The sequence below is a fragment of the Nocardia sp. CA-290969 genome (assembly GCF_050936135.1).
Classification (GTDB): Bacteria; Actinomycetota; Actinomycetes; order Mycobacteriales; family Mycobacteriaceae; genus Nocardia.
This window is the reverse complement of sequence record NZ_JBNJNJ010000001.1, coordinates 1,151,431-1,167,165: the sequence shown is the minus strand read 5'-3', so window position 1 is coordinate 1,167,165 and position 15,735 is coordinate 1,151,431. Positions and strand designations below refer to the sequence as shown.

Here is a 15,735-nt window from a genome sequence, read left to right as displayed (position 1 = left end):
TCAGCGGCCGCCGTATAACAGGCTGCGGCGCGTACACCCGGCCGGATCCCCTTGGATACGGCGACGCGGAGGCGGTCAACGATCGAAGCTCTCCGGCGAATCAACCCCGGGCCGAAAAGCCACTACCGAAGACCGACGCCACGAGCGCGGGTGTGACGGCTGGTTCTGTCGTTCTCGTACGGGGGTGGCTCCCCGCGCACGAAAATGCCGACGAGGCGATTGTATGCGCCCCGCCGGCATACCTGCCGCCCGGCTCACGGAACCGGGCGTGTTCACGATCTCAGCGTCGCAGGCCCAGGCGTTCGATCAGGCTGCGGTACCGGTTGATGTCCTTGTCCGCCAGGTACTTCGACAGCCGCTTGCGGCGGCCGATCAGCGCCATCAGGCCGTGCCGGGTGTGGTGATCGTGCTTGTGCACCTTGAGGTGCTCGGTGATCTCGGAGATCCGCTTGGACAGCAGCGCGATCTGCGCCTCCGGGGAACCGGTGTCCGTTTCGTGCAGACCGTACTCGGCGAGAATGGTCTTCTTCTGCTCGGTGGTCAACGCCATGGGGCATCCACTCCTGTTTCTCAGTTCCGCGCATAAGGTGCCCGGGCCGAGCGCCGGGAAAAGCGCCTGCGAACAAGCGGTTCTCCGGTTGCCGTCACCGGGGTGGGCGCCGCCGCGGACCGCAGCAGACCCGGCGAGCCACACTACCGGAGCGGTTCGCCACCCGGCGCACCGGGTCGCGAACCCCTCAGTTCCCGGCGCCGAGAATTTTGCGGGCGGCATCGACGTCGCGGCCCATGGCGGCGACCAGTTCGTCGATCGACTCGAATTTCCGCATTCCGCGCAGGTGGTCCACGAAATCCACGGCCACGTGCTGACCGTACAGATCGGCCTCCCGGTCCAGCACATAGGCCTCGACGGTGCGGGCGCGGCCGGAGAAGGTCGGATTGGTACCCACCGAGATCGCGGCCATGGCGCGCTGACCGGGTGTCACCGTGCCGATGGTCGGGCCCGGGCCGAGCACGGTGAACCAGCCCGCGTACACCCCGTCGGCCGGGATGGCGGCATGCATGGGCGGGGCCACGTTGGCGGTCGGGAAGCCCAGACTCTTGCCGCGGCCGTCACCGCGCACCACCACACCTTCGACCCGGTGCGGCCGGCCCAGCGCGTCGGCGGCGGCGGCCATGTCCCCGGCGTCCACACAGGCGCGGATATAGGTGGAGGAGAACGTGACGGCGTGTTCGCCCAGCAGCGTCACCCCATCGACCTCGAAGCCGAATCGCGCGCCCAGCTCGCGCATGGTGGACACGGTGCCCGCGGCCTTCTTACCGAAGGTGAAATTGTCGCCGACCACGACCTCGGCGACGTGCAGCCGTTCCACGAGCAGATCGTGCACGTATTCGGCGGGGGTGAGTTTCATGAATTCGTGGGTGAACGGCATCACGCAGAACACGTCGACCCCGAGTTCCTCGGCGAGTTCGGCGCGCCGCGTGAGCGTGGTGAGTTGCGCGGGATGGGAACCCGGCCGGATCACCTCCATCGGATGCGGATCGAAGGTCATCAGCACCGCCGGGACCCCGCGCGCGGCAGCGGACTTCACCGCCCGGCTGATCAGTTGCGCGTGACCGCGGTGCACACCGTCGAACACGCCGATCGTGAGCACGCACCGCCCCCAGTCCGCGGGTACGTCGTCGAGACTTCGCCACCTCTGCACAGACGCCAAGCCTACGCAAACACGCGGCCGCACCGTATTCGGGTGGGAGGGCGTCCGGCTCGGCGACGCGCACGCGAACACGGGGTTTCTCCGAGGTGGCGGGATATGTGTATCGAGCCACGAATGCTTAAGCTCGTGGTTGTGCCCGGAAAACGAGATATCGCCACCCGACGGGAACTCGCCGACGCCGGGGATTCGGTCGCTCCGGGGCTGTCGTCGGTGGCCCAGGATTACCTGAAAGTCATCTGGACGACCCAGGAGTGGTCGCAGGAGCGGGTGAGCACCAAACTGCTCGCCGAGCGGATCGGCGTCTCCGCATCGACGGTGTCGGAGGCGGTGCGCAAACTGTCGGACCAGGGCCTGGTGGAGCATGCCCGCTACGGGGCGATCACGCTGACCGAGGAGGGCCGCCGGGCCGCGATCGCCATGGTGCGCCGGCACCGGCTGATCGAGACGTTCCTGGTGAGCGAGCTCGGCTACGGCTGGGACGAGGTGCACGACGAGGCGGAGATTCTCGAGCATGCGGTCTCGGATCTGCTGATGGCGCGTATCGATGCCAAGCTCGGCTTCCCGGACCGGGATCCGCACGGGGATCCGATTCCGTCGGTGGACGGCGCGGTGCCGACGCCCCCGGCCCGGCAGCTGATCGATTTCGAGGCGGGCGAATCGGGTCGGGTGGCCCGGATCTCCGATTCCGATCCGGAGATGCTGCGGTACTTCGATTCGGTGGGGATCGCTCTGGACACGGTGATCGTGGTGGTGGAGCGACGCGATTTCGCGGGCACCATCGCGGTGCGGATCGGGCGCGACGACAACCTCACGGATCTGGGCAGTATCGCCGCGGAGGCGATCTGGCTGCGGGACTGACCGCCGCGACACACCCGGTGACGCGCGGGCGGTGAGCCCGGGGCATTGCCGATTCCGGGCCCCCGTGCTATCCATAATTGTCAACAATCCGACAATCCCCGTCGGTCCGGATCGCCGCACCGACCGTCCCGGAGGCGCCGCCATGGCCGAACTGTCCCCGATCCTGAAGCAGGCCACCCCGGTCACCGTGGACCACGGTTCCGGCTGCTACCTCTACGACACCGACGGTCGCCGTTTCCTCGATTTCACCGCCGGTATCGGGGTCACCAGTACCGGCCACTGCCATCCGGCGGTGGTGGCGGCAGCCCAGGCCCAGGTCGCGAAGCTGATCCACGGCCAGTACACGACGGTGATGCACCGGCCGATGCTGGAACTCACCGAACGCCTCGGCACGGTCCTGCCCGAGGGGCTCGATTCGGTGTTCTACGCGAACTCCGGCAGTGAGGCGGTCGAAGCCGCGCTGCGGCTCGCGCGCCAGGCCACCGGCCGGCCCAACGTGATCGTTTTCCACGGGGGATTCCACGGCCGTACCGTCGCCGCCGCGACCATGACCACCTCCGGCACGCGGTTCTCCGCCGGTTTCAGCCCGCTCATGTCCGGCGTGCACGTCGCCCCCTTCCCCACCGCCTACCGCTACGGCTGGAGCGAGGAGGAGGCCACCTCCTTCGCCCTGCGCGAACTCGACTACCTGTTCGCCACCCTCACCTCCCCCGCCGAAACCGCCGCATTCATCGTGGAACCGGTACTCGGCGAGGGCGGCTACATCCCCGGCAACCGGGTGTTCTTCGAAGGTCTGCGCGAACGCGCCGACCGGCACGGCATCCTGCTGATCTTCGACGAGATCCAGACCGGCTTCGGCCGCACCGGAAAGTTCTTCGGCCACCAGCATTTCGGTATCCGCCCCGATGTGATCACGATGGCCAAGGGCCTGGCCAGCGGGTTCCCCATCTCCGGGATCGCCGCCTCGGCCGAACTGATGAGCGCCGCCTGGCCCGGTTCGCAGGGCGGCACCTACGGCGGCAACGCCGTGGCCTGTGCGGCCGCACTGGCCACCCTCGAGGTGATCGAATCGGAGAACCTGGTGGAGAACGCGCGGGTGCGCGGCGAACAACTGCTGGCGGGTGTACGGGCGGCCGAATCCAAGGCCATCGGCGACACCCGCGGTCTCGGACTGCTCGTGGGTGCCGAATTCGTCACCACCGACGGCTCACCCGACCGCGAAACCGCCACCGCCGCCCAGCAACTCGCCGCCGCGAAGGGCCTGCTGCTGCTGACCTGCGGTGCGTATATGAACGTGGTGCGCATGATCCCGCCGCTCGTCGTCTCCGAAAGCCAGGTCGCCGACGCCCTCGGCATCTGGTCGGAGGTGCTCGCCGAAATCGGCCACTGACCCACCCCGCGAACGGACCGGCCCGCGCGGCCGGTCGTTCCGCACGACCCCCAGGACGGACACATGGCGCGCTATCTGACGATCACCCTCACCAAAGCCGGTATCACCTGCCGGGCCCGGCTGCTCGACGACCAGGCGCCGCGCACCTGCGAGGCGGTGTGGAACGCCCTTCCGCAGGAGGGCGACGCCTTCCACGCCAAATACGCCCGCAACGAGGTCTACACCCTGGTACCCCGGATCCCCGGCGCACCGCATCGCGAAAACCCCACCGTCACCCCGATTCCCGGCGACGTCTGCCTGTTCGATTTCGAGCCCTGGGAAATCGGCAACCCGGCCTACGGCTACGAACCGGGCTCGGCCGCCCACCACGACCAGGGCGCCACCGATCTCGCCCTGTTCTACGGCCGCAACAACCTGCTGATCAACGGCGATCTCGGCTGGGTCCCCGGCAATGTCTTCGCCACCATCGAGGACGGTCTGGACGAACTCGCCACCGCCTGCAATACCCTGTGGTTGCACGGTGTGGCGGGCGAAACCCTCGCCTTCGCCCGGGCCTGACGGGCAGGCGCAGGCGTCACGCCGGCTCAGCGTCATCATCGCCGTGTGATCGGAGCCGCCGATGTCCACTGCCGGGCAATACGCCGCGTTCGCGGTCGTGATGCTGTTCCTCGCCGTCTCACCGGGGCCGGATATGGCGGTGATCGTCAGCCGGGCATTGACCGGCTGGGCGGCCGGGGCGGCCGCCACCCTCGGCGTGGCGATCGGCATATTCGTCTGGGTGCTGGCAGCCGTGACCGGAATCGCCGCCCTGCTGGCCGCTTCCGCGCAGGCGTTCACCCTCGTGAAGGTCGCCGGCGCGCTGTACCTGGTCTATCTCGGCGCCCGGGCGCTGCTCACCGCGCGACGCCCCGGCGGCGTACCGGGCGCCGGCGCGCCGGCCCGTCCCGGAACCCCATTCGACAACGCCGTACGCGGGTTCCTGTCGAACATTCTCAACCCCAAGGCCGCGGTGCTCTTCGTCGCGCTCATCCCCCAGTTCGTCCCGCACGGCAGGGTCTCCGTGGCCGAGGCGATCGCGTTCCCACTCGTCGCGGCGCTGGTCGTCGCCGCCTGGTATCTGGTTCTCACCACCACGGTCGCCGCCCTGCACCGCAAGTTCGCCGATTCCGGTATCCGGCGGCGCATCGACGCAGTGGCCGGTGCGGCCCTCATCGCGGTGGGGATCGGCGTGCTGTTCGGGGATCCACCGGAACCGGCCGCCGGCTGAACGAACACGCCATCCGGCGGATACGGCACCGCGCCGACACCACACACGCACCGCGGTCCGGTCGCGTATCGATGCGTCGGCAGCGGGCCCCCGGGGTCACCGGACCGCCGGCTCGATCACGGTGAGTACCGCGAATCTGCTTCTCCCCGGCGTTCGGCGCGACGCAGGGTGGCGCACTCACAGCGGCGCCGTCAGCGCGCCGCCAGGACCGCCTCCGCGTACCGGCCGACCGCCAGTACCAGGTCGTCGGAGTGCCGGGGGCCGATGATCTGCAGCCCCACCGGCAAACCTTCGCTGGTGCGCCCGGCGGGGATACTCAGCGCGGGCTGCTGGGTGAGGTTGAACGGATAGGTGTAGGGGGTCCAGTCCGGCCAATCCGACATCCCGCTGCCCGGAGGCACATCATGCCCCGCGGTGAACGCGGTGATCGGCACCGTGGGCGTGATGAGCAGGTCGTAGACGGTGTGGAACGTACCCATGGTGATCGCCACCTGGGCGGCCACGGCGCGGGCGTCGAGATAGTCGGTCGCGGAAAGAGTTTCGCCGCGCTCCCAGACCCGGCGCAGGCCCGGGTCGGCGTTCTCGCGGGCACCCGGCGGGAAATTCGCGAGCATCGCCGCGGCGCCCGCCGCCCACATCACGTCGAAGGCTTCCCGTGGATCGGTGAATCCGGGGTCGGCCGCCGAGACGCGCAGCCCGGCCTCCTCGAGGGCGGTGACGGCCCCGGATACGATCGCCTCGACTTCCGGCTCGGGTCGCACGTAGCCCAGCGTCGGCGAATAGGCGGCGGTCACGCCGCGGACATCGCGCTGGATCTGGCCACGGAACGTGGTCAGCGTCGGAGCCAGTGCCGTGGGGTCACGCGGGTCCGGCAGAGCGAGGATATCCAGCAGGAGTGCCGCGTCCTCGACCGTACGGGTCAGCGGGCCGGCATGGGCCAGCGGGCCGAACGGGCTGGCCGGGTACAGCGGGATGCGGCCGTGGGTGGGTTTGAACCCGACGATCCCGCAGAACGCGGCGGGAATCCGTACGCTGCCGCCGCCGTCGGTACCGACCGAGACCGGGCCCATCCCGGCGGCGACCGCGGCCGCACTGCCACCGGAGGAGCCACCGGCGGTGCGCGCGGGGTCGACCGGGTTGCGGGTGATACCGGTCAGCGGGCTGTCCGTTACGCCCTTCCAGGCGATTTCGGGCGTGGTGGTCTTACCCACCATCACCATGCCGTCCTCACGCACCCGCGCCGCGACCGGACTGTCCACCGGCCAGGGCCCTTCCGGGCCGATGCTCAGCGAGCCGCGGCGCGTGGGCCAGTCCTCGGTGAGAAAGATGTCCTTGATCGAGATCGGCACGCCGTCGAGCAGCCCGCGGACATGCCCGGACTGCCAGCGTGCCTCGGAATCCTTGGCCTGGACCAGCGCCCGGTCGGGGTCGACGAGGCAGTAGGCGTTGATATCGGCATCCCGCGCGCTGATCGCGGCGAGTACGGCCTCGGTCGCTTCGACCGGGGACAGCGTCCCGGCGGCATAGGCCGAGACCAGTTCGACCGCGGTCATCTCGGCGGGATCGGCCGGGCGGGGTTGCTCGGGCTGGTTCATCTGCGGCGCTCCTTCAGCCGGGCACGTACCCCAGCGTCTTGTCGACGACGTTGTCCAACGGCCGGCCGGCCAGCCAGTGGTCGAAATTGGTGGTGAACGCGGTGACGATCTCGTTACGCCAGCCGGTGAAATCACCCGAGTTGTGCGGGGTGATACGCGCGTTCGGCAGCTGCCACAGCGGATGCCCGGGCGGTAGCGGTTCCGGATCCACCACATCCAGCGCCGCGCCCGCGATCGCGCCCGTTTCCAGCGCGGTGACCAGATCGTCGGTGACCACGAGCTCCCCGCGGCCCACATTGACGAACCGGGCATGCGGTTTCATGGCACCGAAGGCCCGGGCGTCGAACATATAGCGGGTGTCGTCGGTCAACGGCGCGATGGCGACGACGTAGTCGGCGCCGGGGAGTTCGGCGTACAGATCGGTGGCGACGACGCCGAAGTCGGGATCCCCGGTGCGGGCCCGGCGGCCCACGGCCCGGATGTGCATGCCGGCTGCCCGCAGCAGACCGGCGATGGCCCGCCCGATGGACCCGGTGCCGACGATGAGCGCGGTGGATCCGGCGATCCGCTCCGATTCGCGGTGCTGCCAGACCTCTTCCTGCTGCAACCGGTTCGATCCGGAGAGATCCTTGGCGAAATCGAGGATCTGTCCGAGGACGTATTCGGCGATCGCGGTATCGAACACCCCGCGGGTATTGGTGACCACGACCTCGCTGTCGCGCAGTTCGTCGAACATGACCGTATCGACACCGGTGGCGCCGATATGCACCCAGCGCAGCCTGTCGGCCGCCGGCCAGGCGGCGGGCAGGGCGTGGGTCTGGAAGTCGTAGACGAACAGCACTTCGGTACCGGGCAGCGCCTCGGCCAACCCGGCCGAATCGGTGTAGCGCACCGCGGCCCGGGCACTGACCGGCGCCATCAGGGCCGGATCGGGCTGCTGGTCACTGTGCACAACCGTGACGATGGGGCCCGATTTCATATTGACACAGTATGATCACATCGTATGATTGTCAACAATCCGATCGTTCTCGGAGGTCTACCCGGCTGAGCGCGAGAGGGGCCACAGTGGAGTTCGATTTTCCCGATATCGAGGGCCCGGTCGCGCAACGGGGCATCGGTGTCATCGCACCGTTCGATCTGGCCCTGGAGCGGGAACTGTGGCGATGGGCGCCGCTGGAAGTGAGCCTGCACCTGGCCCGTACCCCCTACGAACCGGTACCGGTCTCGCTGGCCATGGCCGAACTGGTGTCCGACGCCACCCATCTCACCGCCGCGACCCGCAACGTCCTGCACGTGGAGCCCGAGGTCGTGGCCTATCTGTGTACCAGCGGCAGTTTCATCAAGGGCATCGAATACGAACGCTCGCTACGCGAAACGATCTGCCGCGCCGGTGCCGCCAACGCGGTCACCACCTCCGGCGCGTTACTCGAGGCGATCCAGCATCTCGGTATCACCAGCCTGTCGATCATGACCCCCTACGACGAGATCCTCACCGGCAAACTGCGCGATTTCCTGGGCGAAGCCGGCTGTTCGGTGGTCCGTTCCGACCATCTGGGCCTGGGTGGCGGGATCTGGAAGGTCAACTACCGCACCATCGCCGAACGCATTCTCGGCGCCGACGATCCGCGTGCCGAGGCGATCTTCGTCAGCTGCACGAACCTGCCCACCTACGACATCATCGAACCGCTCGAGAAGGTGCTGGGCAAACCCATTCTCACGGCCAATCAGCTCACCATGTGGGCCTGTCTCGGGCGGATGAAGCTGCCGATGATGGGTCCCGGCCGCTGGCTGCTGGAGGTGTTCTGAAAGATGATGTCCCCGAACGAATCCCAGCCCCGAAACGGAGAACCCATGCCGGCACCGACCATCGGATTCATCTACCCCGACCACGCCGCCGAGGACGATTACCCGCGGGCGGAAGCGCTGCTGGACGCCCGGCTGCCGGTGGCCCATATCTACGGCACCGATCTGCATGCCGTGCCCGAACTGCTGGACCTGGGCAGCCCGGAAAAACTCCGCCACGGCGCCGCACAACTCGCCGCCCATCACCCCGACGCGGTGGTCTGGGCGTGCACCTCCGGTAGCTTCGTCTACGGCCCCGAGGGCGCACGCGAGCAGGTCCGCGGGCTGTCCGAGGCGGCGGGCGTCCCCGCTTCCAGCACCAGTTTCGCGTTCGTGGCCGCGGCCCGGGCGCTGGGCGTGCGCCGGGTGGCCGTTGCGGCGAGCTATCCCGAGGATGTGGCGCGGCTGTTCGCCGATTTCCTGGCCGACGCCGGAATCACGGTGGCCGGATTCGCGAGCGCCGGGATCGAAACCGCCGCCGAGGTCGGCACCCTCGACGCCGATCAGGTACTGGCGCTGGCCCGGGCCAACGACCATCCCGAAGCGGAAGCACTGCTGATTCCCGATACCGCCATGCACACCCTCGAGGTACTGCCCCGGCTGGAGGCCGCGCTGGGCAAACCGGTACTCACCGCCAATCAGGTGACCATCTGGGAGGGCCTGCGGCTGGCGGGGGCGACCCGGATCTCGCCGTCACTGGGTGCACTGTTCGCGGAAAGGCCCGCATATGTCGGTAGTTGATTTCGAACCCGTCAATCAGCGCTCCACCGCGGAGATGATCGCCGACAAACTCCGGGAAGCGATCATGCGCGGCGCGCTGGAACCCGGTGAGCAGCTGGGCGAGGCCGATCTCGCGGCCCAGTTCGGGGTGTCCCGCGGGCCGGTCCGGGAAGCCATGCAGCGGCTGGTGTCGGAGGGGCTGCTGCACAGCATCCGCAACCGGGGCATCTTCGTCATCGAACTCACCCTCGCCGATGTCGTCGATATCTATCGGGCCCGCACCGCGATCGAAGGCGGCGCGCTCGCCCTGATTCTCGACGGCCGCCGGGATATCGCCTACGAGGCCTTGGCACCGAGTGTGCTGGCCATGGCCGAGCGGGCCGCGGCGGGCGACGCCGCCGGTGTCTCCGATGCCGACCAGCAGTTCCACGAGGCCCTGGTGGCGGCGGCCGGGAGCACCCGGCTCGTGCGCGCGGCCCGCACCCTGCTCATCGAAACCCGGATGTGCCTGGGCAAATTGCAGACCACCTACCCCGATCTGGGCGTTCAGGCCGACGAGCACGTGGCACTGCGCGAGGCGATCGGCGCCGCCACACCGGACCGGGCCCACCGCCTGCTGCGCGATCATATGGACGACGCGGTCCAGCGCCTGCGCAGCAAATACGCGGAAGAGCCCGTCGCGGGCTGAACCGGACAGCGCGCGGCCGGGTCCGGGGCCCTGAGACAATCCGACCGCCAGGGCGCAGAACCCAGCGGCCACTCCCGTCCGTCGCACCGGATCTCCGGGCAACCGCAGCCGTGCCGGGCTCGGTCGCCCTGACCCAGGTGATCGGGCGGCTGCTCGATTCCCCGGACCCGGCAGCGGATGCGCACCGGCCGCGAATGGTGGCCGTCACAGGACGGCAACCGCCGGCCCCGGCCGATCACCACACCGCCGTTCGTCGGCTGCGGGGCCGAATCCCGTACGCACCGGTGTCGCCGGCACCCGCTGTGTAGCCGACGGCGTGCCTCGTATCCGGTCCAGGGCCGCGGGCCGACGGGTTCGGCCCGGAGGCGCTCCGCGGTCGCTCACCTCGAGGCGGCCACCGGACATGGGTGCCGCCGCAGCGCGCGGCGCGGGACTTCAGTCCACCAGGCCGCGCGGGCGCACCACCAGGACGGGCGACGCTCGGGTGCCCTTCTCCTGCAGGAGTGCGATGGCGCGGCCGTCCTCGGTGAGCGCGGCGTACACGCCCGTGACGCCGGCCGGTTCGAGCCAGCGGCCGTCCCGAAGCTTTTCCACCTCCGCGGCGTCGATCAGGCGGTGCGGGAACGACAAGCGCACCGCGGCATCCATATCGAGGCTCGGCGCGGGATCGTCCGCGAGCTGGTCGAGGGTCCGTGCGTGCTCCAGGGTGAAGGGCCCGACCCGGGTACGGCGCAACGCGGTCAGATGACCGCCCACACCCAGCGCGGCGCCCAGATCGCGGGCCAGAGCACGGACATAGGTTCCCGACGAGCATTCGACGACCACATCGAGATCCACCAGATCGAGCTCTGCGATATCGCGTCGGGCCAGCACCTCGAATCGGGAAACGGTGACCGGCCGGGCGGCGAGTTTCACCTCTTCCCCGGCGCGATGCCGAGCGTAGGCGCGTTCGCCACCGACCTTGATGGCGCTCACCGTCGCCGGCACCTGCTGGATCTCACCGCTCAGCACAGCGACTTCCCGGGCGATATCGGCGTCGGTGACGTGCCCGGCCGCCGCGGTGGTCAGGATCTCGCCCTCGGCGTCGTCGGTGGTGGTGGCGCACCCCAGCCGGATCGTGGCGGTGTAGGCCTTGGTGGTGAGGGTGAGCAGCCCGAGCAGTTTGGTGGCACGCTCGACGCCCAGCACCAGCACACCGGTGGCCATCGGATCGAGCGTGCCGGCATGCCCGACCTTCTTGGTGTGCAGCAGTTTCCGGGCGCGGGCCACGATATCGTGGCTGGTCGGGCCGCTGGGTTTGTCGACGATCAGCACACCGCCCAGGAGATCGGCCATCAGCTGTGCGCGATCGCGGTGAGGATGAAGCCGCCGGTGATCTGCCAGCGGCCGTCGAACGAGGTCAGCGGCAGACCGCCGTCACCGGTCTGCCCGGGAACCAGCAGTTGCGACCGGAACGTGCCCGCTCCCGATTCGGCGCCCTCCTCCTCGACCGTGAAGGTGATGTGCGCGTCCTCGAAACCCAGCCAGCGGGTGGTGAGCGGGAACCATGCCTTGTAGGTGGCTTCTTTCGCGCAGAACAGCAGCCGGTCCAGGTGCAGCCGGGAATCGGTGCTCCGCAACCACTCCCGTTCCGCGGGCAGGCTCACCGAATCCAGCACGCCCTCGGGCAGGGTTTCATGAGGTTCGGCGTCGATCCCGATCGACCGGTAGCGCATCTTGTGCGCCAGCGCCGCGCCGCGGAACCCGTCACAGTGGGTGAGGCTGCCGACGATCCCGCGCGGCCAGACCGGCGCACCGCGCTCCCCTTTTCCGATCGCTACCGGCGGCTCGCCCAGCTGGGCCAGCGCCTGGCGGGCGCAATGGCGGGCGCCGATGAAATCGCGGCGCCGCTTCTCCACCGATTTCGCGATCAGCGGTTCCTCGGCGGGATGCGGTTTCAGGTCCTCCGGATAGTCGAGCAACTCGGCGGAGGCGACATCGGCGGGCAGGATTGTCTCGATCATCGTCGGTGAGCCTACTGGGTGCCGTCGGGCATCGGCTCAGGCGAGCCCGCGGCGGCGCTCGGCCTTGGCGCGCATCTCGGCGGCCGCCTCCGCCATCTCCGGTGTCACCTCGAAATGACCGCCCCACTCGTTCAGGTCGCCCGGGCGGTACTGCGGGTCGGGCAGGATCTGGCGCAGCAGCTTCTCGGGTTTACCGCGCTTCTGCCACTCCCGCGGGTAGCCCAGCGAGACCTCCTCGAATCGCACACCGTCGTAGTAGGTGGTCCGGGGAATGTGCAGATGACCGTAGACCGCGCAGACCACGTTGTAGCGCGTATGCCAATCCGCTGTCTGCTCCGTTCCGCACCACAGCGCGAATTCGGGGTACCAGAGCATATCGGTGGGTTCGCGGACCAGCGGGAAATGGTTGATCAGCACCAGCGGTGTCGCGTCGGGCAGGTTGTCGAGCTTGCGGCGGGTGGCGCGCAGCCGCGCCTCACACCAGGCGTCCCGGGTGAGGTAGGGGTCCGGGGAGAGCAGGAATTCGTCGGTGGCCACGACATTGCGGTCCTTGGCCAGCGCGAGCCCCTCGGCCTTGGTGCGCGTTCCCGCGGGCAGGAAGCTGTAGTCGTAGAGCAGGAACAACGGGGCGACGGTCACCGCACCGCCGTAGGCCTCGGCGCCCGCGCCGGTCCACACCGGGAACGGGTCCTCCGGGGTGACCACGTCCAGATCGCGGCACATGGCCACCAGGTAGTCGTATCGCGCGGCGCCGTGCATCTGCACCGGATCCTTCGCGGTCGTCCACAGTTCGTGGTTCCCCGGCACCCAGATCACCTTCGCGAAACGCTCGCGTAGGAGTTTCAGCGCCCACCGGATATCGTCGCTGCGTTCGGCGACATCACCGGCGACGATCAGCCAATCCTCCGGGGAATCGGGCCGGATCTCCTCGACGACGGGTTTGTTGCCCTGGTGACCGACATGGATATCGCTCACCGCCATCAACTTGGGTATCACCACACCTACCTTCGCATATCGCGGGCCGGTCCCGCCGCACACATACCGATCACGCCGTGTCCGCGGAACCCGAGCACGGGCTCCGCGTGGTGACGCTGCGCCACCGCCTCGCTCATGCGGGGATCTCGGCTCCGACGCGGACCCATCGGCCCGACAACCAGCGTGCGCTCACCGCCGCCAGCCGCAACAGCATGAACGCGATCAGCCCGCACCAGATTCCGCCGATCCCCCAGTCGAACACCAGTGACAGCCAGATCGCGGGCAGGAAACCGAGCAGCGCGGCCCCCAGCGTGGTGGTGCGCAGGTAGGCGGCGTCGCCGGCACCCAGCAGGACACCGTCGAGCGCGAACACCACCCCCGCCACCGGGATCATCACCACGAAGAACCACCAGACGACGCCGGTCCGGTCCAGTACCGCGGCGTCGGTGGTGAACAGCGGCGGTATCCACGCCGCGCCCGCCGCGAATACCGCGGCCAGCCCCAGTGCGAACACCGTGGACCAGGCGGTGACCCGGCGGGCCACCGACCGCGCGCCGGCCGCGTTGCGTGCGCCCAGCGCCGAACCCACCAACGTCTGCGCCGCGATGGCCAGCGAATCGAGCGTCAAGGCGAGGAAATTCCACAGCTGCAGTACCAGCTGATGCGCCGCCACCGAGGGTGCCCCGAACCGGGAGGCCACCGCCGCCGCGGAGACGAAGCAGGCCTGGAAGGCGAGGCTGCGCGCGATGAGATCGCGGCCGAGGATCAACTGCGATTTCATCACCGTGAGTCGCGGCGCCAGCGGCACCCGGGCGCGGGCCAGCGCGCTCACGAACAACCCCGCTGTCACGAGCTGGCCGAGCACATTGGCCACCGCCGACCCCGGCAATCCCATCCGCGGCATCCCGGCGAGACCGTGCACCAGCAGGGGGCACAGAACCGCCGACAGCGCCAACCCGGCAACCACATAGGTGAGCGGCCGGCGGGTCTGCTGAACACCGCGCATCCAGCCGTTTCCGGCCATGGCCAGCAGAATCAGCGGCACCCCGAACAGCGCGATCCGCAGCCAGGCCAGGGCCTCGCCCGCGATCTCGCCGTTCCCCGCGATGGCGCCGGCGATCGGTACCGCCGCGAGCTGAACCACCACCAGGATCAGCAGCCCGATACCGCCGGCCAGCCAGCTCGCCTGCACGCCCTCCTCGACCGCACCGGTGTCGTCCCCCGCACCGTGCCGGCGGGCCGAGCGGGCCGTGGTGCCGTACGCGAGGAAGGTCAGCTGTGAACTGACCTGGGCGAGGATCAGACCGCCCACCGCGAGCCCGGCCAGCGCCAGCGCACCGAGCCGGCCCACCACCGCGAGATCGAACAGCAGATAGATCGGCTCGGCCACCAGCACACCGAGAGTCGGCAGGGCCAGCGCCAGGATCCGCCGCGGCCCGGCATCCACGTCCACCGACGACGCGGTCGCCTCCGCCTGCATTGCCACTCCCCGTCCGTACTCACCCATCGCGACTCAACTCGGGTCGCGGGCGGCGCTCATCCCGCCGCCGAGCACGTTAGCCGAACCCTCGGACACCGAGTGCACCCATCGCGTCGCTCTGCGCGCTCCCACCGGCAACCGACGGCGCCGCCTGCCGAGATTGCCTATCCATCCGGCAGTGGACCGTCAATCCAGCGCGACGCGGAGCTGGTCGAGGATCTCCTCGGGCTCGCCGTAGGTCGTGTACCCGGCCGCGTAGCGGTGCCCGCCGCCGCCGAGCCCGGTGGCAATCGCGGCGACATCGGCGCCGTCGTCGGTGCCCGGACCGCTGTCCTTCGAGCGCAGCGATACCGTCCACCGCCGCCGCCCGTCCACCGGGCGCGCTTCCTTGAACACCGCCGCGATCCCGGCTTCCGCGGTGGCACGCACGATATCGACGACGCTTTCGGCCTCTTCCTGACGGACCCCGGCCAGATCCGTGGCCAGTACGAACGCGGCGACCAGCCCGGTCCCGTCGTGGGCCGCGGGCTCGAGCCGCGCGGAGGCGAGCACCGTGGACAGCATCCGCAGCCAGGCGAACGGGTGGGTGTCCATCAGGGTGCGGGTGATGGCGGCGCCGTCGATCCCGGTGGCCAGCAGGCGTTCGGCGAGCGTATGGGTGCCCGGGGTGACCCACCGGAACGATCCGCTGTCGGTGACCAGCCCGGCGAACAGGCAGTGCGCGATATCGGCGTCGATCGGCTCCTTCCACAGATCCAGCAGCGCGGTGAGCACGCTGGCCGTGGAAACCGCGTCGGGATCGATCAGGTTCGTGGCACCGAACCGGGTATTGGACCGATGGTGGTCGATCACCAGAGTGGTGCGCGCCCCCGGCAGCCGGTCGGCCAGGGAGCCGAGCCGCCCGGCGCTGCCGCAATCGACGGTGACCAGCAGATCCACCTCGGCCGGCACCTCGGCGGGTGGCACCACGAACCGCGTTCCGGGCAGTGTGCGCAGTACGAACGGCAGCTCGGCGGGTTCGGCGAAGGACACCCACACGGGAATGCCCCGCCTGTCGAGGACCTGCGCCAGCGCCAGCCCGCTACCGAGAGTGTCGGCATCGGGCTGGACATGGCAGAGGATGGTCACCGAACGCGCGGCGTCCAGCACCCGTACGGCCGCGGAGTAGTCCACAGCGGCGCCGGTTGTGGTCATGACGGCCGCAG

Annotated in this window: 16 protein-coding genes; 7 read left to right on the top strand and 9 right to left on the bottom strand. The window is 69.4% G+C overall.

Features of this window, described 5'->3' with window-relative positions; all coding sequences use genetic code 11:
• Positions 1 to 280 precede the first annotated feature (280 nt).
• On the bottom strand, positions 281 to 550 hold the full coding sequence (gene rpsO, locus ACQEVO_RS05525; protein ID WP_432909471.1) for a 30S ribosomal protein S15: 270 nt from the start codon (positions 548 to 550) through the stop codon (positions 281 to 283).
• A gap of 187 nt (positions 551 to 737) precedes the next feature.
• Positions 738 to 1,703, bottom strand: a complete 966-nt coding sequence (locus ACQEVO_RS05520; protein WP_432909469.1) for a bifunctional riboflavin kinase/FAD synthetase — start codon at positions 1,701 to 1,703, stop codon at positions 738 to 740.
• Positions 1,704 to 1,826: 123 nt separating this feature from the next.
• Here ACQEVO_RS05520 and ACQEVO_RS05515 point away from each other — a divergent pair, with 123 nt between their 5' ends.
• The 4 genes from ACQEVO_RS05515 to ACQEVO_RS05500 all read left to right on the top strand — a co-directional run bounded on the left by ACQEVO_RS05515 (position 1,827) and on the right by ACQEVO_RS05500 (position 5,227).
• Positions 1,827 to 2,570: a metal-dependent transcriptional regulator gene (locus tag ACQEVO_RS05515; RefSeq protein WP_432909467.1), complete on the top strand. Its 744-nt coding sequence runs from the start codon at positions 1,827 to 1,829 to the stop codon at positions 2,568 to 2,570.
• A gap of 142 nt (positions 2,571 to 2,712) precedes the next feature.
• The gene (locus tag ACQEVO_RS05510; protein WP_432909465.1) at positions 2,713 to 3,960 is read left to right on the top strand and encodes an aspartate aminotransferase family protein; all 1,248 of its coding nucleotides are present in this window, start codon (positions 2,713 to 2,715) and stop codon (positions 3,958 to 3,960) included.
• Positions 3,961 to 4,023: 63 nt separating this feature from the next.
• Positions 4,024 to 4,518 (top strand): DUF3830 family protein, encoded by a 495-nt coding sequence (locus ACQEVO_RS05505; RefSeq protein WP_432909463.1) that lies wholly within the window; start codon positions 4,024 to 4,026, stop codon positions 4,516 to 4,518.
• Positions 4,519 to 4,579: 61 nt separating this feature from the next.
• The gene (locus ACQEVO_RS05500; protein ID WP_432909461.1) at positions 4,580 to 5,227 is read left to right on the top strand and encodes a LysE family translocator; all 648 of its coding nucleotides are present in this window, start codon (positions 4,580 to 4,582) and stop codon (positions 5,225 to 5,227) included.
• A gap of 191 nt (positions 5,228 to 5,418) precedes the next feature.
• On the opposite strand, the gene ACQEVO_RS05495 is transcribed toward ACQEVO_RS05500, so the two are convergent.
• On the bottom strand, positions 5,419 to 6,822 hold the full coding sequence (locus tag ACQEVO_RS05495; RefSeq protein ID WP_432909459.1) for an amidase: 1,404 nt from the start codon (positions 6,820 to 6,822) through the stop codon (positions 5,419 to 5,421).
• Positions 6,823 to 6,835: 13 nt separating this feature from the next.
• Positions 6,836 to 7,801 (bottom strand): D-2-hydroxyacid dehydrogenase, encoded by a 966-nt coding sequence (locus ACQEVO_RS05490; protein ID WP_432909457.1) that lies wholly within the window; start codon positions 7,799 to 7,801, stop codon positions 6,836 to 6,838.
• Positions 7,802 to 7,887: 86 nt separating this feature from the next.
• On the opposite strand from ACQEVO_RS05490, the gene ACQEVO_RS05485 reads away from it, so the two are divergent.
• The 3 genes from ACQEVO_RS05485 to ACQEVO_RS05475 are packed head-to-tail and all read left to right on the top strand — an operon-like array spanning position 7,888 to position 10,072.
• Positions 7,888 to 8,628, top strand: a complete 741-nt coding sequence (locus ACQEVO_RS05485; protein ID WP_280401473.1) for a maleate cis-trans isomerase family protein — start codon at positions 7,888 to 7,890, stop codon at positions 8,626 to 8,628.
• A gap of 45 nt (positions 8,629 to 8,673) precedes the next feature.
• Positions 8,674 to 9,405 (top strand): maleate cis-trans isomerase family protein, encoded by a 732-nt coding sequence (locus ACQEVO_RS05480; RefSeq protein ID WP_432909454.1) that lies wholly within the window; start codon positions 8,674 to 8,676, stop codon positions 9,403 to 9,405.
• Positions 9,392 to 10,072: a GntR family transcriptional regulator gene (locus tag ACQEVO_RS05475; protein WP_432909452.1), complete on the top strand. Its 681-nt coding sequence runs from the start codon at positions 9,392 to 9,394 to the stop codon at positions 10,070 to 10,072. The genes ACQEVO_RS05480 and ACQEVO_RS05475 overlap by 14 nt, the downstream gene beginning before the upstream one ends.
• Before the next feature lie 435 nt (positions 10,073 to 10,507).
• Here ACQEVO_RS05475 and truB read toward each other — a convergent pair whose 3' ends face one another.
• From truB to ACQEVO_RS05450, 5 genes are all read right to left on the bottom strand, one after another.
• Positions 10,508 to 11,407 carry a tRNA pseudouridine(55) synthase TruB gene (truB, locus tag ACQEVO_RS05470; RefSeq protein WP_432909450.1) on the bottom strand — a complete coding sequence of 300 codons (900 nt, stop codon included), beginning with the start codon at positions 11,405 to 11,407 and terminating at the stop codon, positions 10,508 to 10,510.
• Positions 11,407 to 12,075, bottom strand: a complete 669-nt coding sequence (npt, locus tag ACQEVO_RS05465) for a 4'-phosphopantetheinyl transferase Npt (RefSeq protein ID WP_432909449.1) — start codon at positions 12,073 to 12,075, stop codon at positions 11,407 to 11,409. Before npt ends, truB begins: the two co-directional genes overlap by 1 nt.
• A 36-nt stretch (positions 12,076 to 12,111) precedes the next feature.
• Positions 12,112 to 13,071: a metallophosphoesterase family protein gene (locus tag ACQEVO_RS05460; RefSeq protein ID WP_432909447.1), complete on the bottom strand. Its 960-nt coding sequence runs from the start codon at positions 13,069 to 13,071 to the stop codon at positions 12,112 to 12,114.
• 112 nt (positions 13,072 to 13,183) lie between these two features.
• Positions 13,184 to 14,530 carry an MATE family efflux transporter gene (locus ACQEVO_RS05455; protein WP_432922362.1) on the bottom strand — a complete coding sequence of 449 codons (1,347 nt, stop codon included), beginning with the start codon at positions 14,528 to 14,530 and terminating at the stop codon, positions 13,184 to 13,186.
• Positions 14,531 to 14,716: 186 nt separating this feature from the next.
• Positions 14,717 to 15,724: a DHH family phosphoesterase gene (locus tag ACQEVO_RS05450; RefSeq protein ID WP_432909445.1), complete on the bottom strand. Its 1,008-nt coding sequence runs from the start codon at positions 15,722 to 15,724 to the stop codon at positions 14,717 to 14,719.
• Positions 15,725 to 15,735: the final 11 nt, after the last annotated feature.